Source organism: Enorma shizhengliae, assembly GCF_009676995.1.
Taxonomy (GTDB): Bacteria; Actinomycetota; Coriobacteriia; order Coriobacteriales; family Coriobacteriaceae; genus Enorma; species Enorma massiliensis.
Map to the genome: position 1 here is coordinate 406,892 of NZ_VTFZ01000001.1, position 22,078 is coordinate 428,969.

A 22,078-nucleotide genomic window follows, 5' to 3' on the forward strand; every position below is an offset into this window, starting at 1 on the left:
ATAATATGATGAATAAAGCATATAGTTAAGAAGTCATGTTTCCGTCTTGGCTGGTGAGGTGCGGGCCATGTCGAAAGGAGCATGAAGGTATGCGATATATTCAAGTTTATGCCGAAGATTTCGTGACGGTTATTGATGCCTATCCTGTAACGTACGAGTTGGAATAAGAACATGAAGTCGGTATATACTCGTCGCTCAGCGATATGCGTTGGAATACTCAGTTCACTTGGGTTGTTATCGGCTTCTGCTCTGTCCAGTTGTTCGGGTCGTGAATCCTCTCATGCTCAACATGAAGGGTCGGAGCGTGTCGCAGGCCCAATTCATTGGAATGCTGAGGTTTGCGTAAGCAAGGGTGCTTTATCCGGCGAAGAACTCGGGGCTTCCGTTATCGTGAACGGGCAGGCAGAGACGAGTCGAATCGACGGTAACGACGATCGCTTGTTCATCGGCGCCGGCAACGAGCTGCGTAGCTACAGCAAGGCTACAGGCGAGTTACTGTGTACGCAGGCCATTGATGGATCTTGGGGCAATATCGAACAGGCTTTGGCGCTCGCCGGCGATTATGTGCTCGTGTTTTGCAGATGGGGTCGCGTGGCAGCATTCGATGCCGATACGCTGGAGGCAAGGTGGAACGTCTCCGTCATCTCCGTCGAAGATGAAGACGTTGCAACGCAGCTTGAGGGGAGCGACCAAGAGCCGCCCATCGTTGTCGGTTGGGAGTCAACCGATTTTGCCATCTTTGATGGAAATGCCTATATTGGGGTCTCCTCGTATGAACTTGCAGCGACATCTCGACTTGCCTGTATAGACATACGTACGGGAACGCTGCAATGGAACGTAACGGTTGATAGTCGAATCATCGCCTCGGGTAATCGCGGGTACCCCTACGCAAGCCCTTATGGGTTGTTGGTTCCAGCGGGAACCGAAGCGGCGTGTCTTCTGGTGAGCTATGCTGACGGCGAGATTGTTCAGCACCTCGAAGTGGACGATATGATTACTACCGGGTTTTCTCACGATGGAGAGGCTGGGGACGTTGTCTATTTTCAGACGCGTCGAGGGACGCTGTGCCGTGTCGCATTCGATGGCGATGGGCAGGCGCACATAAGTTGTTCGACCGACGGCCTTGATGATGACAAACGCACACCCTCTGGTGCGATGCCACTTGTATTCGATGGCTATGTGCTGGTAAACGCGCCGACTATAGATGAAAGTGCTGGGAGCACGGTGCTCGACCCAGATCATGACGCAAGCAACGGAGCGTGCAACGTCTTTGATGCGGAAACGCTTGAGCTCGTTGGTTCGGTTCCTGCGCGGGAAATCGAGTCAACTCCGACGCTTGTTGATGGATCGGCGGTGTATCTGGGCGAAGGGGGTATCTACCGTATCGGGCTCGACGAATTGCCAAACGCGCTGGAAATGACCGAGCTTACCACCGAGGTTCACAGGACGCATCAGGCCTGGGATCAGCCGTTGCTTGTTGAGGACGGTACAGCGTATGTGGTGTCGGGCAATACCGACAGGCAAAACCTGTATGCCATCGCGCTCGGGTAGCGTGCAGGCAAACAGCAGAGAGTCATTACCTGTGATTCTCCGCGTGCATTGCGAGTAGCAGCTTTTTCGCGTCTGGGCTCCTTTATAAGGCCGCAATGCGTAGAGACTGCTGCTCGCGTCGCATCGGCTTTTCCCGGGACGCCCGATTCCCCTGCGTTCGATTCTTTACAGACGCGCGCGCATGAAAAGGAAAAACGCAGCATCTGTTAGCTAATCGTAAGATTCCGTCAGCCTTGCGAAAGCCTTTCGGCGCAAGGGGTATCCTCTGTTCCTCCCTTCGATATCGTTGTCCTGCTGTTTATTGCAATGTAGCCATAGAAGCAGTGAAGACGATGGGAGTAAACGTGGATACAGAAAAGATCGTGCGCGTGGCGATGGAGCGCGGCGTGTCCCGCCGCCAGTTCTTCAACATGCTGGCGGGCGCCGGCATGGCTATCGTGGCGGGCAGCGCCTTGACCGGTTGCGACGATGGCTCCGGCGATGCGGCTGCTGTTGATTACAACGAGATGTCGCTCGAAGACCTCATCGCGCAGGCGCAGGAGGAGGGCGAGATCCAGTCCGTTGGTATGCCCGACACCTGGGCCAACTGGGTCGAGACCTGGCAGGATATCGAGGCCGAGTACGGTATCACCCACGCCGACCAGGACATGTCCTCGTCCGAGGAGCTCTCCATGTTCCGCGAGGAGGGCGCCGACGGCACCAAAGACATCGGCGACGTGGGCCAGTCGTGGGGCCCCACGGCCGAGGAGCAGGAGCTCACGCTCAAGTACAAGACGAGCTACTGGGACGAGATCCCCGATTGGGCCAAGGACGACGACGGCGACTGGATCGTGGGCTACTACGGCACCATCTCCTTCATGTCCAACGACGCCACGGTCTCCAACCCGCCCACGAGCTTCCAGGACCTGCTCGACGGCGACTACACGGTCTGCGTGGGCGACGTGACCGCCGCCGCTGTGGCGCAGTACGCGAGCCTCGCCGCCGCCTACGCGCTCGGTGGTGATATCGACAACATGCAGCCCGCCTATGACTTCCTGCTCGAGCTTGCCGAGGCCGGCCGCCTCGATGTCGCCGATGCCTCGCTCGCGCGTCTTGAGTCCGGCGAGATCGATGTCTGCATCAACTGGGACTACAACTCGCTCAACTACCGCGACCAGATTCAGACGAACAACCCCAACGCTTCCTTCACGGTGAGCATTCCGCGGGATGCGAGCGTGCAGTCGGGCTACTGCACCGTTATCAACAAGTACGCCCCGCACCCGGCGGCCGCGTGCCTCGCCCGCGAGTTCATCCTCTCCGACGAGGGCCAGATCAACCTCGCCCGCGGCTACGCGACTCCCATCCGCGACGTGGAGCTGCCCGAGGACGTGGCTGCCATGCGTCTGCCCGACGAGCAGTACGGTGATCAGGTCCAGACGGTGGACGAGTCCGTCTGGAGTGGCGTGTGCCAGGACCTTATCACCTGGTACCAGGAGAATGTTATCCCGGCTCTGGGCTAAGGAACTTCGAAAGGAGCTAGACGGGGCGGGATTCATCGCGCCCCGTCGTTCGTATGGAAAACGTTTTGCAGCAAGATGCCGGTGTCGAGCCGGCCGCCGCGAGCAAGGCGAAGACGGCGAAGCGCCGTCCTTGGATGGGCTATATCGCCATCGTTCCGTTCTTCCTCGTGGTGATTCTCTACGAGCTTGCCCCTTTGGCGCAGCTCGCCCTTGATTCGGTGATCGGCCGCGACTCTGAGGCGCTTGGCCTCGAGAACTATATCCGCGTGTTCACCACGCCGCTCTACACGCAGTCTATCTTGAACAGCGTGTGGATCAGCCTGCTTTCTGCTGTGGTGGGCATCGTGGTGGCGTTCCTTGCGGCGCGCTTCTGCTCCGAGGCGAGCCCGCGCGTGCGCAACGGCTTCACCATGATCCTCAACATGATGTCGAACTTCTCGGGTGTGCCGCTGGCCTTCGCGTTCATGATCCTCATGGGCAACGCCGGCGTGCTCACGCTCATCGGCGAACAGTTCAACATCCCGTTCCTCGCCAACTTCAACCTCTATGGCTCCGACGGCCTGGTCATGATGTACATCTACTTCCAGATTCCGTTGGCCACGCTTCTGCTTATCCCGGCGTTCGCGGGCATCCGCAAGGAGTGGCGCGAGGCGGCGACCATTCTCAAGGCCTCGACCTTCGATTACTGGTTCCGCATCGTGATCCCCAACCTGATGCCTTCCATTCTGGGCACGCTGTCGGTACTCTTCTCCAACGCACTCGCTGCCTACGCAACGGCCTATGCGCTCGTGATGAACAACTACGCGCTCTTGGCGCTGCAGATCACCTCGCGCTTCCGTGGTGACGTGCAGACCGATGCCGCCACGGGCGGCGCGCTCGCCATGGTGCTCATTGCCCTCATGGTCATCTGCACGCTCGTGAACAACTACTTCACGCGCCGCGCCGCTAAGGGGAGGGAGATCGTATGAGCAAGAAGAACGCCGTTGCCAGCGCGGCGCCCAAGCAGAAGACCTCCCTTGCCGGCAAGATCTTCTTGGGCGCCGTCGCCCTGTATCTGCTGATCCCGTTCGCCGTGACGCTCGTGTATTCGCTCTTCGTTGAATGGACCGACATCCTGCCGTCCGGGTTCACGCTGCGCAACTATGTAGAGCTGTTCTCCAACACTACGTTCTGGATGTCCATAGGCCGCACATTGATCCTGTGCATCGTGAGCGTGATCATTACCATCGTGCTCATCCTTGCGGCCATGTATGTGGTCGTGGCCGTCAATCGCAAGCTTGCGGGTGTGATGCAGTTTCTCTGCATGATCCCCTATGCGCTGCAGGGCGTGATCCTCTCGATCGGCATCATCTCGCTTTACACCGGTACGGGCACGATTCTCTCCAACCGGCTGTTCATGCTGTTCGGCGCGTACACCATCTTGGTGCTGCCCTACATCTACCAGGGCATTCGCAATGCGCTCAATTCGATCGATGCCGAGATGCTCATCCAGGCGGCCGAGATGCTCGGCTGCGGGCGCTTCCGCGCGTACGTGCAGGTGGTGCTGCCAAACATCCTCTCCGGCATCTTGGTGTCGAGCTTGCTTGCCGAGAGCATCATCTTCGGCGACTTCGTGCTTGCCAACAACATCGCGGGCACCAACTACCAGAACATCCAGGTGTTCCTGCAGGCGAACATGGACGTTTCGAGCGGCCTTTCCAGCGCCATCGTCGTGGTCATCTTCGTGGTGGTTGCGCTCGTGACGGCGGTGGTTTTGAAGCTGCAGAACTCGTCTACCCAGAAGGAGACCAAGTAATGGCCTATATTGAATTCCGCGACGTCGTCAAGCGCTTTGGCGATAACACCGTCCTTGATCACATCAATTTCGGTATCGAGAAGGGCGACCTTGTGACGCTGCTCGGCCCCTCCGGCTGCGGCAAATCCACCCTGCTGCGCTGCCTTTCCGGCCTGGAGCAGGTTACCGAGGGCACCATCATCCTCGACGGCGAGGATATCACCAACGTGCCGGCGAGCAAGCGCAACATCGGCATGGTGTTCCAGCAGTACAGCCTGTTCCCCAACATGACGGTCGAGCAGAACATCGCCTTCGGTCTCAAGATGCAGAAGACCCCGCAGGACGTGATCGACAAGAAGGTGGCCGAGGCCATCGCCATGGTCGAGCTTACCGGCAAAGAGCGCGCCTACCCCGCGAGCCTTTCCGGCGGCCAGCAGCAGCGCGCGGCGCTCGCCCGCTCGATTGTGACCGAGCCTAAGGTGCTCTTGCTCGATGAGCCGCTTTCGGCCATCGATGCGAAGCTCCGCAAAGCCCTGCAGTCGCGCATTCGCGAGATCAATCAAGAGCTCAACCTGACCTCGATCTTCGTGACGCACGACCAGGACGAGGCCATGGTCATGTCCGACGTGATCCAGCTCTTCCATGACGGACGCATCGAGCAGGCCGGCAGCCCGGTCGAGGTGTACACCAACCCGGTCTCCGAGTTCGCGGCGAGCTTCATCGGCAGCTACAACCAGCTGCGCGCCGAGGAGTACGGCATGCTCACCGGCACGGTGGTACCGGCGGGCAATGTGGTGGCCATCCGTCCCGAGACCATCGGCATCACGGCCGAGCGCCCTGCCGAGGCCGACGGCTGCTACGTGGTCAAGGGCATGGTCGTGGACAGCGTGCCACGCGGCAACGTGCTGCGCTACACCGTGCGCGTGGGTGCCACCGTGCTGCGCGTCGATGCGCTCTTCCGCAGCTTCCACATGTTCAATACCGGTGACGACGTGTTCCTGACCATTCCCGAGCACGATTGCCTGGTCATTCCCGCCGCGGCGTAGCGCTGCGTGCGGAGACGCTCCTTCCAGACGCGCGGGCGGCGGTGTGTGCGCACATGTTGGCGCATGCGTCGCTGCTCGCGTGATGGCGTGATTCAACGAGCCAAGTGAGAAAACGAACCCGGTTACTTTTATCATTTTGGGGATGAGGGGTGATGAAGCGGAGCGGGGAACCTCTTGTCGGTTCCTGCCTCCTTCGAGACGTTCGCTCGCACCCCCCGAAGCAACGTCGATGTTTTCTCACGGGTATCTCAGCTAAGGATGAACCATGACGCATTTTGCCGATCAGACGGGGCTGCCGGAGGATTTGCCTCGCTATAAGGGGAACCTGCACAGCCACACGGTCAACTCTGACGGGCGCTGGACGCCCGAGCAGTCGGTAGCCGAGCACCGGGCGCACGGTTACCAGTTCCTCTGCCTTTCCGACCACGACCTGTTTACCGACTATTCCGGTGCTTTTGACACGGAGGACTTCATCATCCTGCCCGGCATCGAAGCTTCGGCGGTCCTGGTATCCGATGACGGCAAGGGCACGCGCCTGGCCACGCACCATATTCACGGCATCTTGGGTACGGACGAGATGGTTGCCGCTGCACCGCGCAGGTTTGCGCACATGGAGCGGCTGGAGCCGGTGATATGCCGGGGCGGCTGGGATGGCCGCGCCGTGGCGCAGCGGGTGGTGGACGAGCTGGCCGCGCATGGCTGTGCCGTGATGTACAACCATCCTATCTGGAGCCGCGTGGACCCAGCGGACGTCGTGGGGCTCGAGGGCTGCTTTGCCATCGAGGTACACAACTTCGGCACGGTGGAGGAGTGCGCGCTGGGGCACGATACGCTGTTCTGGGACCTTATGCTGCGCCGCGGACAGCGGCTGGGCGGTGTGGCATCGGACGATAACCACAACGCGCCTGAGCTGCCCGACTCCTTTGGCGGCTGGGTGGTGGTCGCCGCTCCCGAGCTGACGCGCGACGCGGTGGTGCGCGCGCTTGTGGAGGGGGCGTTCTATGCGTCGAGCGGTCCTTCGATTGAGAACTGGGGCGTGCGCGATGGCCGCGCCTGGGTAGCGTGCAGCCCGTGCGAACGTGTGAGCCTTATTGCAGGAGGCCCGGTGGGAGTGGGCGAGACGCACCGCTCCGCTGGCGGCCCGCTCTTGGAGTATGCTGAATTCGAGTTGAACGGTACCGAGACGTACCTGCGCTTTGAGTGCGTGGATGCGACGGGCCATGCGGCGTGGAGTAATCCGCTGTATCCTGAGGCGTAGCACGGCTCCGCGCGGCCTGCTCCCACGCTGCCCGCCTGATGGGGCGCGAGGCATTGGGGAGGAGCGGGTGATTCCGGAAGACTGTTAGAGAAAGCGAGACCGAGCATGATCGAGCCCTTGCCCGCCCGTTCAATCGTCGACACGCATACCCATACGCAGTTCTCGGACGGCGGCGGTACGTTTATGGAGAACGCGGCTGCTGCGGTTGCGGCGGGATGCCGCGTGATGGTCTCGACCGACCACCTTACGCTGCCGCGCATAATGGATCCAGGCGAGGAGGTCCAGGTGCCCGAGGCGCGCCTTGCCGAGCACCGCGCGGCGTTCGCGGCCGCTGCAGCCGAGCACCCTGAGCTCGAGTACATCTATGGCTTTGAGTGCGATTGGTATGAGGGCTGCGAGGAGAACATCCGGCGCTGGAGCGCCGGTGCGCTCGTGCGTTTGGGGTCGGTGCATTGGCTGGGGCCCATCGAGAGCGGCGCATGGATCGATGATTCGACCGACCGGCGTATTTGGGAGGAGTTGGGCCCGGACGAGGTTTGGCGGCGCTATGCAGAGACCTGGTGCCGCGCGTGCGAGTGCCCGCTCTTCGACACGATGGCGCACCCGGACCTCGCCATGCGCTTTGTGAACGACGGTTTTGCGCCCACGATCGACCTTGCGCCGCTCTGGGACGAGATGGTGGCCTGTGCGCACGACACCGGCAAACGCGTGGAGCTTTCCACGGCGGGGTGGCGCAAGGGCGTGGGCGACTATTACCCGGCCAAGGGCTTGCTCGAGCGATTCTGCCGCGCGGACGTGCCCATCACCGTGGGTTCCGACGGCCATGTGCCGGGCGATCTGTGCTGGGGCATCGAGCGGGCGTACGACCATGCGGCGTCGGTTGGCTACCGGGCGGTTGAGGTGCCGCGCGCGGACGGCTCGTGGGAGCAGATGGCAATCGTGGCGTAGCGCTGCGTGTTGCCGGGTGGGGCGGCGCTGTCGGGGCGGCGCGCTGCCGGAGCGGGGCGCTGTTGGGACGGGGCAGCGTCGGCGGGCGTGGCGATGCGGCGCTGCCGGGGCGGCGCACAACCGGGGCGACTCGCAACCGGGACGGCGCACGGCTCTCCCGAACGTTCGCTCGCATACTTGGGCAAGAATGTACCGAAAACGGCCTCTGCAGGCCCCCGTTTCGACACATTTTTGCCCGAAAAGATTGTGGATCTACTCGTCGGCCGCCGTATCAGCGCAACGACTACATCAGCTGGATCGAGCGTCCCAAGCGCGAGACCACGCGCCAGGCGCATCTCGCGCAGATGCTCGATGAGCTGCGAGCCGGCAACCGCTACAAAGGTATGCCCTGGCCGGATACCGCACGCCCCAAGGGGCGGTAGCGGGCGAATATTCTGGGAAGCCAACAGGAAGCGTCTTCCGTGAGTCGGGGACGGATGACGACGCCCGCTTGCGATTGTCGATGATGTTACATGCCGATATACGCATTAAGCCGCTGAAAAATGGCGCTTAATGCGTACATCGACATGTAACGTGGTTTTGCATGGGTGACGTTTGGGGATTGTGGCTAGAAATCGCCACCGTACCGCTCGTCCTCGCATGAAGCACTTTCGCCGAATAAAGTGTTTCGAAAATGTTTCATTTGTTGGGCGCTCGCATGGTGCTCGCCTACGCGCGCGACACTTACCGGACTCAGCAAATGCGATGACAGGGCGAGTACCGGCCGGACGTGCCACAGCGAGCGGGGATGCGTGAGAACCCGCGGCGACTGGTTGGGAACACCCCCTCGAGCAGTGCAGCTGAACGCGTGTCTGCGCCGGGCGATCCCCCGCGCGGCAGGCTCGTCAGTATGCCGCGCCGGCGCCCCCGTTACGGGCATCGAGCAGGGTTGGGTAGTAGGTGAGGGTCCCGACGGGCCCCCGCCAAGCGACCGCGCGGAAATCGCCGCAGCAATCGCCGAACCCACGCCATGACCTCGCATTTCCTGAATTTCACCAACCGTTTGGCCACGCGCCGACGTAAAGGGAAGCGAGGGTGTATGGAACTCAGAAGCGATGCCGTGAAGAAGGGGCTGGCTCGTGCGCCGCACCGCAGCCTGCTCAAGGCAGATGGCCTTACCGACGAGGAGCTTGAGCGCCCGCTCGTTGCCGTTGTCTCCGCGCAGAACGAAGTTATCCCGGGGCACCTCCACCTCCAACAGATTGCCGACGCCGTGAAGGCGGGCGTTCGCATGGCGGGCGGCACGCCGCTGCAGATAAACACCATCGGCGTATGCGACGGCATCGCCATGAACCATGAGGGCATGCACTACAGTTTGGTCTCGCGCGAGGTCATCGCAGATTCCGTCGAGTGCGCTATCCAGGGCCACCAGTTCGATGCGATGGTCCTCATCCCCAGCTGCGACAAGATCGTCCCCGGCATGCTCATCGCCGCGGCGCGTCTGAATATCCCCACCATGCTCGTCTCCGGCGGGCCCATGCTCGCCGGGCATGATAAGTGCGGAAAGCAGACGGATCTGAACACGCTTTTCGACGCCGTGGGCCAGGTTACGGCGGGCACCATGACCGAGGAGGAGTGCGCGTGGCTCGAGAATACCGCCTGCCCCACGTGCGGCAGCTGCTCGGGCATGTTCACCGCTAACTCGATCTGCTGCCTGGCCGAGGCCCTCGGCTTGGCGCTTCCCGGCAACGGCACCGTGCCTGCCGTGTATTCCGAGCGCATCCGCCTCGCCAAGCAGACGGGCATGCAGGTGATGGACCTGGTCGAAAAGGGCATCACGGCGCTCGACATCCTCACTCCCGCGGCTATCCACAACGGCATGGTGCTCGACATGGCCTTCGGTGGCTCCACCAACACCATGCTCCATCTCACGGCCATCGCGCAGGCGGCGGGCTGCCCCGTCACCATGGACGACTGGGACCGCATCTCCGACGAGACGCCGAACATCGTGCGCATCGCGCCGGCGGGGCCGCTCCATATCGAGGACCTCAACGCCGTGGGCGGCATCCCGGCGATTCTGGGCGTGCTCGGGCGAGCGGGGCTGCTCGACGAGACGGCGTGCACCTGCCATGGCTGCATGAAGGATTGGATCGCCCAGTGCCCGCCCGCGGACGGAGAGATCGTTCGCGAGATCGAGAACGCCTATAGCCCCATCGGCGGCCTCAAGGTCATGCGCGGCAGCCTTGCGCCGGATTGCGGCGTGGTGAAGCGTTCCGCCTGCTCGCCCGAAATGTACCGGCATTCCGGCCCTGCGCGCGTGTTCAACAGCGAGGAAGAAGCTTGCAGGGCGATCTTCGGCGGGACGATCAACCCGGGCGACGTGGTGGTCATTCGCTACGAGGGCCCGGCCGGTGGTCCCGGCATGCGCGAGATGCTCACGCCCACGAGCGCTATCTGCGGCATGGGGCTCGACAAGTCCGTGGCGCTCATCACCGACGGGCGCTTCTCCGGCGCGAGCAAGGGTCCGTGCATCGGCCATGTCTCGCCTGAGGCCGCGGCAGGCGGCCCCATCGCGCTCGTGGAAGAGGGCGACATCATCGACATCGACATCGAGGCGGGATCGCTTGAGCTGCGGGTGGACGAGGCGGAGCTCAAGCAGCGCCGCGCTGCGTGGCAGCCGCCCGCGCCCAAGTACACCACCGGCGTGCTGAGCCGGTATGCAAAGCTCGTGACCAGCGCAGATAAGGGGGCGTATCTGTCATGACGAACACGAACGACCGGAGCGGGACGGCGCGTGCCGCCAGCACCTCGGCCCAGGGCGGGGCGGAGCGTGCGGGCGGTGCCGCGCCGGCGGCGCGCACGGGGGTGCCGGCGGCAGGGGCGGCAGCTGGGCAGCCGACAGCGCTCGCCGGGAGCCCGCGCACGCCGGACATGCCCGACGATATTCGCCAGCATGTCTGCGTAACTGCCGCGCAGGCCGCTCCTTCGGCGGGTACCACACGCGCCGAGCGGCTGGCGCTCAAGGAGCTCGCCATAAGCGGTAAGCCCTTCGGGCCAGGCAGCCATACCGAGCACGAGGGCAAGACCATGACCGGAGCCCAGGCCATCATCGCGAGCCTCGAGGCCGAGGGCGTGGACACGCTCTTCGGGTACCCCGGTGGCCAGGCCATCAAGATCTACGACGCGCTCTACGACTCCACGAAGATCCGTCACATCCTTGCCCGCCACGAGCAAGGTGCGGTGCACGAGGCCGATGGCTACGCGCGCGCCACCGGCAGGGTGGGCGTCGTGCTCGTGACGTCCGGCCCCGGCGCCACCAACACGGTGACGGGCATCGCCACGGCGTACATGGACTCCGTGCCGCTCGTGGTCATCACGGGCCAAGTCACGCGCGGCGTCATCGGCACCGACGCCTTCCAGGAAGCCGACATCGTAGGCATCACCATGCCCGTGGTGAAGCACAGCTTCCTCTTGCAGAGCACCGACGACCTTACGAAGACGTTCCGCGAGGCGTTCTACATCGCCTCGACCGGTCGCCCCGGCCCGGTGCTCATCGACATCCCGAGTGACCTCGCCGGCGCGCAGATGGTGTTCCGCTATCCGGACCATATCGACATCCCCAGCTACCGACCCAACTATCGCGGCAATGCCAAGCAGGTCAAGCAGGCGGTCGAGTATATCCGCGCGGCAACGCGACCGCTGCTCATGGTGGGTGGCGGCGTGGTGTCGAGCCATGCGTGCGACGAAGTGGTTGAGCTCGCGGAGAAGATGCAGATTCCCGTGGTCACGACCTTGTTGGGCAAGGCGGCCATGCCCTGCTCCAACCCGCTCAACTTAGGGCCCGTGGGCATGCACGGCTCCAAGTATGCAAACATGGCAGTGACCGAGTGCGACCTCCTCATTGCGGTGGGCGCGCGCTTCTCGGATCGCGTGACGGGCAAGCTCAGCGAGTTCGCGCCGCACGCGAAGGTCATTCACATCGACATCGACCCAGCCGAGATCGGCAAGGTGCGCGACCCGCAGGTGCCCATCGTGGGCGATGCCCAGGGCGTCGTCGCGGCCATCAACGCGCGACTCGATAAGGTTGAGGCCCAGCCAAGAAGTGCAGAATGGGTCGAGACCGTGCTCGAATGGCGCGAGCGCTGGCCGTTCTACACCGAGGATTTCGTCGACTATCCCGACCGCATCGCGCCGGAGCAGGTGCTCGAACAGCTCTCTAACAAGCTCGACCCCCATGAAAGCGTGGTCACGACCGAGGTTGGCCAGCATCAGATGTGGGCGCACCAGCACGTGCACCGCGAGGAGAGTCGCACGTTCATCAGCTCGGGTGGCCTGGGCACGATGGGCTTCGGATTCCCGGCGGCGATCGGCGCCAAGATCGGGCGGCCGGACGCGCAGGTGGTGTGCATCGCGGGCGACGGCTCCATCCAGATGAACATCCAGGAGATGGCTACGGCGCTCGGTAACGGCGTGGCGGTGAAGGTGCTCGTCATCGACAACAACGCGCTCGGCATGGTGCACCAGTGGCAGCGGCTGTTCTACCACGAACGCTATTCGTGCACGGAGTTCACGGCGAACCCCGACTTCGTGAAGCTGGCCGAGGCGTACGGCTGGCAGGCGGAGCGCATCGCGCACCCCGATCAGATCGGTGATGCTCTCGACCGGATGCTCGCCGCCGATGGCCCCTACTTGCTGGATGTCATCATTCCCACGGCGCAGACCGTCTATCCCATGGTGGCCCCCGGCGCGGCCATCGACGATATCATCGGCGCGATCGATGTGACGCTCGGCGGCGTGCGCGTAACCGAGAAGGGTATGAGCCCGGCGGGCGAGCATGCGGGCACCGTGGCCGAGCCGCTGCCGCTCGATGAATTCGATGCGTCCGCCCGCGTTGCCGCCGGCCCGCAGCCCGGTCCCGAGGGCAGCGGGCTTGCGCGCGGCGTTGCTGCGCAGAAGGGAGGCGAGTGAGATGAAATACATCCTTTCGGTGCTCGTCGAGAACAAGCCCGGCGTGCTCAGTCGCGTGACGGGGCTCATCAGCCGACGCGGGTTCAACATCGACTCGCTGACCGTTGCCCCAACCGAAGACACCACCATGAGCCGTATGACCATCATCGTCGACGCCGATGCGGTGGCATACGAGCAGCTCACCAAGCAGCTCCATAAGCTCGTGAGCGTCTATAAGATCAGCGATATGACGCATGAGGACGCCATCGAACGCGAGCTCGTGCTGTTCAAGGTGCTCGCGCCGGCCGACAAGCGCCACGAGATCATCGAGATCGCGAACATCTTCCGTGCGAAGGTGGTCGACGTGGGCAAGAACTCGTTGACCGTCGAGGCGACGGGCACGGCGAGCAAGCTCGACGCCATGGAGGACCTCTTCCGCGGCTATGGGCTGCGCCAAATCACGCGCACAGGCAAGATCGCCATGTCGCGCTCGTAGCGATCCATTTTGGGACGGGTCCATTTTGACTCATGGCGCGGCAGCGTTCCGACACGGAGATGCAAGCAAGGTACTATCAGCCACGATTCAAAGGAGACAAGAAATGGCTGTAACGATTTACTATGAGGCGGACTGCAAGCCCGAGGTGATCCAGGACATGAAGATTGCCATCATCGGGTACGGAAGCCAGGGCCACGCCCATGCACTCAACCTGCTCGATTCGGGCTGCGACGTGCGTGTGGGCCTGCGCGAGGGCTCGAGCAGCTGGGCCAAGGCCGAGGAGGCGGGCCTCAAGGTGTGCGACATGGACACCGCGGCCGAGGAAGCCGACCTCATCATGATTCTCACGCCCGATGAGACCCAGCCCAAGGTCTACGAGGAGCACATCAAGGCGCATCTCAAGCCCGGCAACACGCTCGCCTTCGCCCATGGTTTCAACATCCACTACGGCTACATCGTGCCGCCCGAGGACGTGAACGTCATCATGTGCGCGCCTAAGGGCCCGGGCCACATCGTTCGTCGCCAGTACACCGAGGGTTCCGGCGTGCCCGACCTCGCCTGCGTGCAGCAGGACGCTACCGGTAACGCGTGGGACATCGCGCTGGCGTACTGCTGGGGCGTGGGCGGTGCCCGTTCCGGCATCATCAAGGCCACGTTCAAGGAGGAGACCGAGGAGGACCTGTTCGGCGAGCAGGCCGTGCTCTGCGGCGGCCTTGTTGAGCTGGTGAAGGCGGGCTTTGAGACCCTGACCGAGGCAGGGTACCCGCCCGAGCTTGCGTACTTCGAGTGCTACCACGAGATGAAGATGATCGTGGACCTCATGTACGAGAGCGGTATCCACTTCATGAACTACTCCATCTCCAACACGGCCGAGTACGGCGAGTACTATGCCGGCCCTAAGGTCATCAACGAGCAGAGCCGCGAGGCCATGAAGCAGATCCTGGCTCGCATCCAGGACGGCAGCTTTGCACAGGAGTTCGTCGACGACTGCAACAACGGCCATAAGTGGCTGCTCGAGAAGCGCGAAGAGATCAACAGCCATCCGATCGAGCAGACAGGCGAGAAGATTCGTTCCATGTTCTCCTGGATCAAGAAGGACTAGCACCATGTAAAAGAACTCCAGGGTTTTTCTAACATTGCGGCCCCGCTGCCCATGCCGGTGGCGGGGTCGCCGGTGTTTGAGCGCCAAAACTTTCGGATATCAACGGTTATTCTTGGATGTGTCGAGTAGACGTCCGAAATTTCGAATGCTTTCCCAGGTAAACGCGAGCTAAAAATCGTCTATACTCGGTGACTCGGAAAACAACCGTTGATATCCGGAAGTTTTTGTCTGACGGGTGCACGGCAGGCGTTTCACGGGGCGCGTTTGCGCCATTGCTCGCGGCGGGATGTTTCGGAAATGTTGCCGTGCCTCCAAGGCCAACGCCAGAGCCCCACTTTGCCACAATCGCGAACCGCTTGTTAGGTATGGCGAACGCCCGAATAGCGGGGAGAGGGGCGGACGATGGAAAAATGCGGAGAAGCGGTTGCCGCTGAGATCACATCTGCCGCTGCTGCCGCACCCGAGTCGTCTGCCGAACGCGGTGCGGCAGCGCGCACAGCTTCCTCGCAGAGCGACGCCATGACGGCGCGGCAGTGGCTTGCGCTCGCGGGTCTCACCTGCTCGGCCTTCGTGTTCAACACCTCGGAGTTCATGCCCATCGGCCTTTTGAGCAGCATCGCCGGCGGCTTCGGCCTTACCGAGGCACAGGCTGGCATGATGACCTCGATCTATGCATGGGCGGTCATGGCGCTCTCGCTGCCTCTTATGGTGTTCGCATCGCGCTTCGAGTTCAAGCGGCTGCTGCTCACGGTAATTGCGCTGTTCACGGCGGGTCAGTTCGCCTGCGCTGTGGCTCCCACCTTCGAGCTGCTCGTTGCAGCGCGCCTGCTCGTTGCCTGCGCGCACGCAATCTTCTGGTCGATCGCCTCGGTCATGGCGACGCGTGCGGTCGCGCCGGAGCAGGGGTCGCTTGCGCTCAGCATGGTCGCGACGGGAACGTCGGTCGCCATGGTGTTCGGCCTGCCCCTTGGTCGTGCGATCGGATTGGCAGTGGGCTGGCGCATGACGTTTGCCTGCGTGGGCGTTGTGGGCGCAGTGCTCGCAGTCTACATGGCGGCCATCTTTCCGCGCATTCCCGCTGGCGAGCGTTTCGGACTGCGTCGGCTGCCTGCTCTCTTCCGCAACCGTGCGCTCCTGACGGTCTATGTGAGCACGTTGCTCGTGGCGACCGGCTATTACACGGCGTATAGCTACATCGACCCGTATCTTGCGCAGGTCGCGCACCTCGATGCCGGTACCGCCACCATGGCGCTCACGGTTTTCGGCGCTGCCGGGCTCGCAGGGAGCCTTCTGTTCTCGCGCGCCTACGACGCGCACCGGCTTCCGTTCTTGGGTACGGCGCTCGCGGGGCTTTCGGCAGCGTTGCTCCTGTTGAATGTCGCGGCACCGTTTGTAGCAGGCATATTCGGTATGCTCGCGCTGTGGGGAGCGTGCAACACGGCGTTCGGCATCGCGTTCCAGGCCGAGATTATTCGCTATGCGCGACCGGACGAGGCTTCCGTGGCGGTCGCGCTATACTCGGGGATCTTCAATTTGGGGATTGGTTCTGGGTCGTTTTTTGGCGGCATGGCGAGCACGGCGTTTTCGCTGTCGAGCATCGGGCTTGCAGGTGGTGTGCTTGCAGCTGTGGGTTCCGTCGTGTGCCTGGTGGGGCTGGCGCGCGCGGGACGTACTGCGGAATAGCCAGGAAAGGGCTGCCGTTTCGCTCGCACGGGACGGTAATGTTAAAAACCCCTGGGGTGATTTTACATGGGGTTGTTTTGCGCGTCGCGCTAGGCCGGTAGCTTGCACACGTCGAGCCAGGTACAGGGTGCGCAGAGCTCTTCGAGCTCGTCCGGCGTGAGTTCGATGGCGCTGTTCGCGCTGCCGCAGGCGGGGAAGACCGTCTCGAACCGGCGGAGCGAGGCATCGAGGTACACATCGCATCCGTCGTTCACAGCGAAGGGACACACGCCGCCGACGGCATGGCCAATGAGCTGCTCGGCTTCCTCGGCCCTGAGCATCTTCGCCTTGGTGTGAAACTGCGTTTTGTACTTTTGATTGTCGATGCGTGCATCTCCCGCGGCAACGATGAGCGCCACGCGGTCGCCCACGTGAAACGAGAGCGTTTTCGCGATGCGCTCCGGTTCCACGCCCGCCGCCTGGGCGGCAAGTTCGACGGTGGCACTCGAAACTTCGAATTCCAAGATGCGATCTGCCATGTCATGTTCGGCTAAATACGCCCTGACCTTTTCGATTGCCATGGGCAACCCCCGTTTTCCAGAATGAGTTCGCTATCTTCTTAGCATATCGCTTGCAGTGGCTTCCGTGCACCTTTTTGAGGGGGCAATGCGCGGCCCTTTTGAGAACGCTTCACGCGCCCAGGCCCGAAGCATCTCGCGCCATTTTTCGCGACGGCCGCGCACATCTGGACACTCCCTGCTCCTCTTCTTACCAAACCGTAAGCTACACGTAAGCAAAATCGATGGTGTGTCTGGCGTGTACCTGTAAAAATGGCTGGCAGCGTAGGCAATGGGGCATAGCGCTGCGGTGCAAATGCGATTTTGAACACGGGGTAGCCATGGGCATGATCGAGCGATTCATAAGCGGATACAGCGAGAACTTCATGCTCGCGGTGGGTTTGTGGCCGCTTGCGGCCACGGCGCTCACCTTGCCTATTTTGGCGTATCTCTACCATCGCGATGGGCGTCTCAAATTCGTTTCGGTGGTATCGACCTATCTGGCGGTGCTCTACCTGCTTGGTCTCGGTTGTTTTACCCTCTACCCGCTGCCGTCGGGAGATTCCGGCCTGGGCATCACGTACGGTGTGCCATGGCAACTAAATCCCTTGGCATTTATAGGCGATTTCGTGCGCGAGGGCATATCGACGATTCCGCAGATTGCGTTTAACGTGGTGTTCTTCGTGCCCCTCGGGTTTATCGCTGGGCGCCTTCTGCGCTGGGGGTTTGGGGCTTCGGTGGTGGCGGGGCTCGCGGCATCGCTCTGTATCGAGCTTGCGCAGGGTACGGGGCTGTTCGGAATTTATCCGTACGCGTACCGCACCGCCGATGTCAACGATCTCATGTACAACACGCTTGGTGCGGCGATTGGCTGGTGGTGCGCCGGGCAGCTCGGGCGCGTTCTGCCGCCGGGTGCGCTGGCAAATGCCAGCGATATCACCCATGAACCGGGGTTCGTGCGCCGCTGCGTGGCGTTCTGGCTCGATAGCCTTCTTATGGGGCTGATCGTCATCGTGGCGACCACGGCACTCACGATGCTATTCGAGAACGTGCCGGGCGGGGATTGCTTGGCGCGAGCACCATGGATTCTCGTCGTGTCGGTTGCGACGTTTCTGCTGGTTGAAGGCGTGCTTCCATGGTTGCACGGTGGGTCCACGCCGGGAGGCAGCTTCGTGCGCATGACGTGCGAAACCAGAGAGCGCGAGGGGCTCAGGCGCGGGGTGTTCTATGCGGCGCGTCTTGCGGTGCTGGGCATGAGCTATTGCTTCTTCCCGTTCGCATGGCCGCTACTGGCGCTGTATTATTTCGTCCGCCGCCGCATGCCGTACGACGAGCTGTAATGTGCGGCGGGCGTCTACGTGGTGGGCGTCTGCGCGGCGTGGGGACGAGCATGTATGAAGTTGAGCCATGCGGGTGGCGACGAGCCCACTTTCCGGCGTTTTGGCAGACGAGTGCTTCTAAATTGATAGGAGAATTCAATTTTTGGGCACTTGATTGGAAGAGGTCTGGGTATATGTGGCCTGCCCCCTGCTCGCGCAACGTTTCTACCTGTGGTTTCTATGAGCCTCAATTGGCATGTACTCAGGCGGGTGACGATGAAGTGCCCAAAAGTTGAAAACTTGTTTGGAATGACCTTGTGGGGCCATCAATGAGCGCGTTTCGAGAGGCTGCGATGGTTTAGAGGTTGCCCTGGATGCGGTTTTTGATGAGGGCGAAGCACTCGCGGGCGAGGTTCACGGGAAGATTTTCGGGCGTGGAGGCGGCGGGAATACCCCAGACTCGTTGAAACCCCTGTTTGCGGGCGATGAGCAGGGAGCGATAAAGATGGAAGTCGTTTGTCACGATACCTACGCGCCGCTTTCGGAGTCCGGGCACGAGTTGAGTGGATAGCGAGAGGTTTTCGGCTGTGGTGGTCGAGGCGCTCTCCTGAATGATGTGCTCGCTGTCGACGCCGCGGTCCGCGAGCCAGCATGCCATTGCAGCCGCTTCGCTAACGGGTTCGTCGGCGCCCTGGCCACCGGATACGATAGCGATGGTGGCGGGGTGTTCGGCAAGATAGGAAAGTGCTGCTTCAAGCCGATAGCGCAGCGCGCGCGTGGGCAGTCCGTCGGGCCGGACCATGGCGCCGAGCACGATGAGGCACTCAAGGTCTTCGGGCGGGGTGCTGCGGCCCGCGCGCATGATGATTATGCTCGCGGTGCAGTAGGCGAGCACAACGGCTAGGAGTGCAGCCAGCAGAAAGAGCGTTGTCACGGTCACCTCCGTTTCTCTGGATGACTCCATGGTACCCATGCGTGATTGCTTGCCAACCGAGGCCGGGGGGGCAGGTGCGGTGAGGCCGGGGGCAGGTGCGGTGGCGCGGGCGGTACGCGCGGTGTGCCTGCGGGCGTTCCTTCGCCCACAAGCAGCGTCTTGGACACCTTGCTACAATCGGATGAGCTAGCAAAGGGGGCGGCATGAAGACGGACCGGGACTTGGAGCGCCAGCTCGCGTCAATCGATCGGCGCGGATATCCGGCATACAAGGGCCTGCGCGGAACATACGATTTCGGTGATTTCGAGCTGGATATCGCCCACGTGCAGGGGGATCCGTTCGCCGTGCCCTCTCAACTTGCGGTATTTGTTCCAGGCGATGTTTCCGGGCTTCCGGCATGTTGCCGCGATGCCGCGCATAGGCGCACAGCGACGGAGGACCTGCTCGTGCGGCGGTTCTCGAAGGAGGCGGCGCAGGCGAGTTTCAAGGTGGGAGGCTCGGGCAAGAGCGGGTTTATCGGAACAAGCAATCCGGGTCCCGAGATACTCGCGCGGTCGGCCTGCGAGATCGCGCCGGATGGCGCGGTGATGCTGCGCTTCGAGGCGGGTCTCCCGGCGCATGGTCGCACCATCGATGCGCGCGCTGCGGCGCGTATGCTGCTGGACCTCATCCCGGTTTGTGTGGAGCGCGCGCTCATGCTAGACGACGCTGGGCGGTGCGCGGCTCAGAAGGCGGCGGAATTGGCCGACGACCAGCGGGCAGTTCGCTCTGCGATGCGGGAGCGGGGCCTCGTGGCCTTTGTTGCGGACGGTTCGGTCTTGCCACGGTCAAGCGGTGTCTCGGCGAAGCCGCTTGCGGGCGCTCGGCCCTTTACCTCTCCCGAAAGCATGCGCGTGACGCTCGAGCTGCCCCACCGCGGCCGTGTGCGCGGCATGGGCATTCGCCGGGGCATCACCCTCATCGTGGGCGGTGGCTACCATGGCAAGTCGACTCTGCTCAAAGCACTGCAAGAGGGTGTATACGACCATATTGCGGGCGATGGGCGCGAACTTGTGGCAACCGATGAGACGGCGATGAAGCTGCGCGCGGAAGACGGCCGCGTCGTGCATGCGGTCGATATCTCCCCGTTCATCAACAACCTTCCAGATGGTCGCGATACGCGTTCGTTCAGCACGGAAGACGCAAGCGGAAGCACCTCGCAGGCGGCGTCGACCGTGGAGGCCCTCGAGGCCGGCGCTCGGACGCTGCTGATCGATGAAGACACATCGGCAACGAATTTCATGGTGCGCGACGCGCTCATGGAGGCGGTGGTTGCGGCGGAGCACGAGCCCATCACGCCGTTCGTCGAGCGTGTGCGCGCCCTTTGGGAGCGGCACGGCGTGAGCTGCGTGCTCGTGATGGGAAGCTCGGGAGCGTTTTTCCCGGTGGCAGATAGCGTTATTCAGATGGACGCCTACGAGGCAAACGATATCACGGAGCGCGTACGGGCTGTGCTTGCCGATGCGCGGTTGGCGGGCACGTACCCGGAGGCGTCCGGCCTGGGCGTTTCGGCGGGGGAGGCGAGCGAGGCGGGCAAGGCCTCCGCTTCGTCGTCATCGGTTCAAGATGCCCTGGTATCGCGTCCGCTCGAGCTGGATGGAAGACTCGAGCGCCGCTCGACGGGGCGGCCCGGGCGTCGTGGCCGAGCAAGGGGAGGCGACGGCGCTGGAACCGCCCGGCACGAGCATCTCAAGGTCCGCGGGCACGGCCGTGACGGGTTTTCTGTTGGCTCGTTCGAAGCGGACCTGCGCTTGGTCGAGCAGCTCGTGGATGCCGAGCAGTCCGCGGCTCTTGCCCAGATGGTACGCATGGTGCTTGAGCATGGGCTGCTCGATGGTACGCGCGCACTACGGGACGTGGTAGACGAGGCCTTCCGTGTTCTTGACGAGCAGGGTTGGGAGGCGCTTTCGCCTTACGGAGATACTGCCTGCGGTCTGGCGCGCCCTCGCCCGTGCGAGCTCTTCGCCGCCCTTAACCGCCTGCGCTGAAGAGCGGCGAAGAGTTGCCCGTGCCATTTCGTGCCGGGTTTTAGGTAGCCTTAAGACCGATTGATGCCGAGCAATGCGTTGCCATCTGGCCATGCCATGCCTGATGCCGAGCTTCCATTTGCCGAATACCCGAGTGGCAGCCTGCTATTATCCCGAGCGCCCGAGTGCTAGAGCGCCGATAGCACGCCCGCTGGCACCATTGTCTTCGAGCCTACCCAAGCAGCAGGTTAACGAGTGCGGAGCCGCCGTAGCCCACGAAGGCGCCGATCGCTGCCGCGAGAAGCGTCATGCCGATCGTGCGGATGACCTTCATCCAGGTGGGGATCAAACGTAGGCGGCGCCCGCGAGGCGTATCGCGGTCGATGGGCTCGCCTTTCCAGAAGGAGACGATCTCGTGATAGGTTACGAGGTCATGCTCCTTTTTGATGCGCTCCGCCCAAACGGCTGCGAACATCGCGATGCCCCATAGCATGAGTGCGAGCACGAAGGTGGGCAACGTCTGGGCAAATGGCCAATCCCAAACCACGAGCTGAACTGTCTGCCAAATCAAAGCAAGCAGCATCAGGGCCAGGAAGCCGAGCATGGTGTAGCCAAGCCGCTTCATGGTGGTTGCATCTGAATCGAGCGTACTGGTCATGGTCTCCACGTCTCCTTTGATGAGGTCGTCGATGGACGTGTCGAAGATCTCGGAGAGCAGGAGCAGGCTTTGCACATCGGGATACGTCTTATCGTTTTCCCACGAGCTGATGGTCTGACGACTCACGTATACGCGCATGGCGAGGTCGTCTTGCGACATGCCCGCCTGAGTACGATGGTCGCGTATGCGCGCTCCGATCTGCATCCTTGCCCTCCCTCGATCTTCGGCACGGCCCTGTCGAGAAGGAGCGTGCCATGGCGCGAGCTAGCGTACCATCAAAAGGGCCCGACATGGCCCCAATCACGGCGCATTGGTTCCGTCAAAAGCTCTTGACATGCCATC

Annotated in this window: 18 protein-coding genes; 15 read left to right on the forward strand and 3 right to left on the reverse strand. The window is 62.5% G+C overall.

Annotation, left to right across the window (positions count from 1 at the left end):
* Window positions 1-171 precede the first annotated feature (171 nt).
* The 13 genes from GJE22_RS01580 to GJE22_RS01640 all read left to right on the forward strand — a co-directional run bounded on the left by GJE22_RS01580 (window position 172) and on the right by GJE22_RS01640 (window position 16,283).
* Window positions 172-1,551, forward strand: a complete 1,380-nt coding sequence (locus GJE22_RS01580) for a PQQ-binding-like beta-propeller repeat protein (RefSeq protein ID WP_144687244.1) — start codon at window positions 172-174, stop codon at window positions 1,549-1,551.
* 344 nt (window positions 1,552-1,895) lie between these two features.
* Window positions 1,896-3,050: an ABC transporter substrate-binding protein gene (locus tag GJE22_RS01585; RefSeq protein ID WP_235895723.1), complete on the forward strand. Its 1,155-nt coding sequence runs from the start codon at window positions 1,896-1,898 to the stop codon at window positions 3,048-3,050.
* A 65-nt stretch (window positions 3,051-3,115) separates the two neighbouring features.
* Window positions 3,116-4,018, forward strand: a complete 903-nt coding sequence (locus tag GJE22_RS01590; RefSeq protein ID WP_218957866.1) for an ABC transporter permease — start codon at window positions 3,116-3,118, stop codon at window positions 4,016-4,018.
* Entirely contained in the window at window positions 4,015-4,845 is an 831-nt protein-coding gene (locus GJE22_RS01595; RefSeq protein WP_144687243.1) for an ABC transporter permease, read from the forward strand. Before GJE22_RS01590 ends, GJE22_RS01595 begins: the two co-directional genes overlap by 4 nt.
* Window positions 4,845-5,870, forward strand: a complete 1,026-nt coding sequence (locus GJE22_RS01600; RefSeq protein WP_144687242.1) for an ABC transporter ATP-binding protein — start codon at window positions 4,845-4,847, stop codon at window positions 5,868-5,870. The genes GJE22_RS01595 and GJE22_RS01600 overlap by 1 nt, the downstream gene beginning before the upstream one ends.
* Window positions 5,871-6,135: 265 nt before the next feature.
* Window positions 6,136-7,128: a CehA/McbA family metallohydrolase domain-containing protein gene (locus GJE22_RS01605; protein ID WP_144687241.1), complete on the forward strand. Its 993-nt coding sequence runs from the start codon at window positions 6,136-6,138 to the stop codon at window positions 7,126-7,128.
* Between the two features lie 105 nt (window positions 7,129-7,233).
* Window positions 7,234-8,076 (forward strand): PHP domain-containing protein, encoded by an 843-nt coding sequence (locus GJE22_RS01610; RefSeq protein ID WP_144687240.1) that lies wholly within the window; start codon window positions 7,234-7,236, stop codon window positions 8,074-8,076.
* Complete coding sequence (locus GJE22_RS10260) at window positions 8,049-8,498, forward strand: YdeI/OmpD-associated family protein (RefSeq protein ID WP_407923522.1); 450 nt, start codon at window positions 8,049-8,051, stop codon at window positions 8,496-8,498. Before GJE22_RS01610 ends, GJE22_RS10260 begins: the two co-directional genes overlap by 28 nt.
* A 656-nt stretch (window positions 8,499-9,154) precedes the next feature.
* Window positions 9,155-10,819: a dihydroxy-acid dehydratase gene (ilvD, locus tag GJE22_RS01620; RefSeq protein WP_144687239.1), complete on the forward strand. Its 1,665-nt coding sequence runs from the start codon at window positions 9,155-9,157 to the stop codon at window positions 10,817-10,819.
* A complete protein-coding gene (gene ilvB / locus GJE22_RS01625) occupies window positions 10,816-13,023 on the forward strand; it encodes a biosynthetic-type acetolactate synthase large subunit (RefSeq protein ID WP_235895722.1) in 2,208 nt (735 codons plus the stop codon). The genes ilvD and ilvB overlap by 4 nt, the downstream gene beginning before the upstream one ends.
* A gap of 1 nt (window position 13,024) precedes the next feature.
* Window positions 13,025-13,498: an acetolactate synthase small subunit gene (gene ilvN, locus GJE22_RS01630; protein WP_019127688.1), complete on the forward strand. Its 474-nt coding sequence runs from the start codon at window positions 13,025-13,027 to the stop codon at window positions 13,496-13,498.
* A gap of 103 nt (window positions 13,499-13,601) precedes the next feature.
* Window positions 13,602-14,600 carry a ketol-acid reductoisomerase gene (gene ilvC, locus GJE22_RS01635; protein WP_144687238.1) on the forward strand — a complete coding sequence of 333 codons (999 nt, stop codon included), beginning with the start codon at window positions 13,602-13,604 and terminating at the stop codon, window positions 14,598-14,600.
* 402 nt (window positions 14,601-15,002) lie between these two features.
* Window positions 15,003-16,283, forward strand: a complete 1,281-nt coding sequence (locus tag GJE22_RS01640) for an MFS transporter (protein ID WP_235895721.1) — start codon at window positions 15,003-15,005, stop codon at window positions 16,281-16,283.
* A gap of 89 nt (window positions 16,284-16,372) precedes the next feature.
* On the opposite strand, the gene GJE22_RS01645 is transcribed toward GJE22_RS01640, so the two are convergent.
* A complete protein-coding gene (locus GJE22_RS01645) occupies window positions 16,373-16,843 on the reverse strand; it encodes a YbaK/EbsC family protein (RefSeq protein ID WP_144687237.1) in 471 nt (156 codons plus the stop codon).
* Between the two features lie 317 nt (window positions 16,844-17,160).
* Between GJE22_RS01645 and GJE22_RS01650 the strand changes: the two genes are divergently transcribed.
* Window positions 17,161-18,159: a VanZ family protein gene (locus GJE22_RS01650; protein ID WP_144687236.1), complete on the forward strand. Its 999-nt coding sequence runs from the start codon at window positions 17,161-17,163 to the stop codon at window positions 18,157-18,159.
* Window positions 18,160-18,496: 337 nt separating this feature from the next.
* On the opposite strand, the gene GJE22_RS01655 is transcribed toward GJE22_RS01650, so the two are convergent.
* A complete protein-coding gene (locus tag GJE22_RS01655) occupies window positions 18,497-19,072 on the reverse strand; it encodes a YdcF family protein (protein ID WP_186297349.1) in 576 nt (191 codons plus the stop codon).
* A 203-nt stretch (window positions 19,073-19,275) separates the two neighbouring features.
* Between GJE22_RS01655 and GJE22_RS01660 the strand changes: the two genes are divergently transcribed.
* The gene (locus GJE22_RS01660) at window positions 19,276-21,099 is read left to right on the forward strand and encodes an ABC-ATPase domain-containing protein (RefSeq protein ID WP_144687234.1); all 1,824 of its coding nucleotides are present in this window, start codon (window positions 19,276-19,278) and stop codon (window positions 21,097-21,099) included.
* Window positions 21,100-21,310: 211 nt separating this feature from the next.
* On the opposite strand, the gene GJE22_RS01665 is transcribed toward GJE22_RS01660, so the two are convergent.
* Complete coding sequence (locus GJE22_RS01665) at window positions 21,311-21,940, reverse strand: helix-turn-helix domain-containing protein (protein ID WP_144687233.1); 630 nt, start codon at window positions 21,938-21,940, stop codon at window positions 21,311-21,313.
* Window positions 21,941-22,078 lie beyond the last annotated feature (138 nt).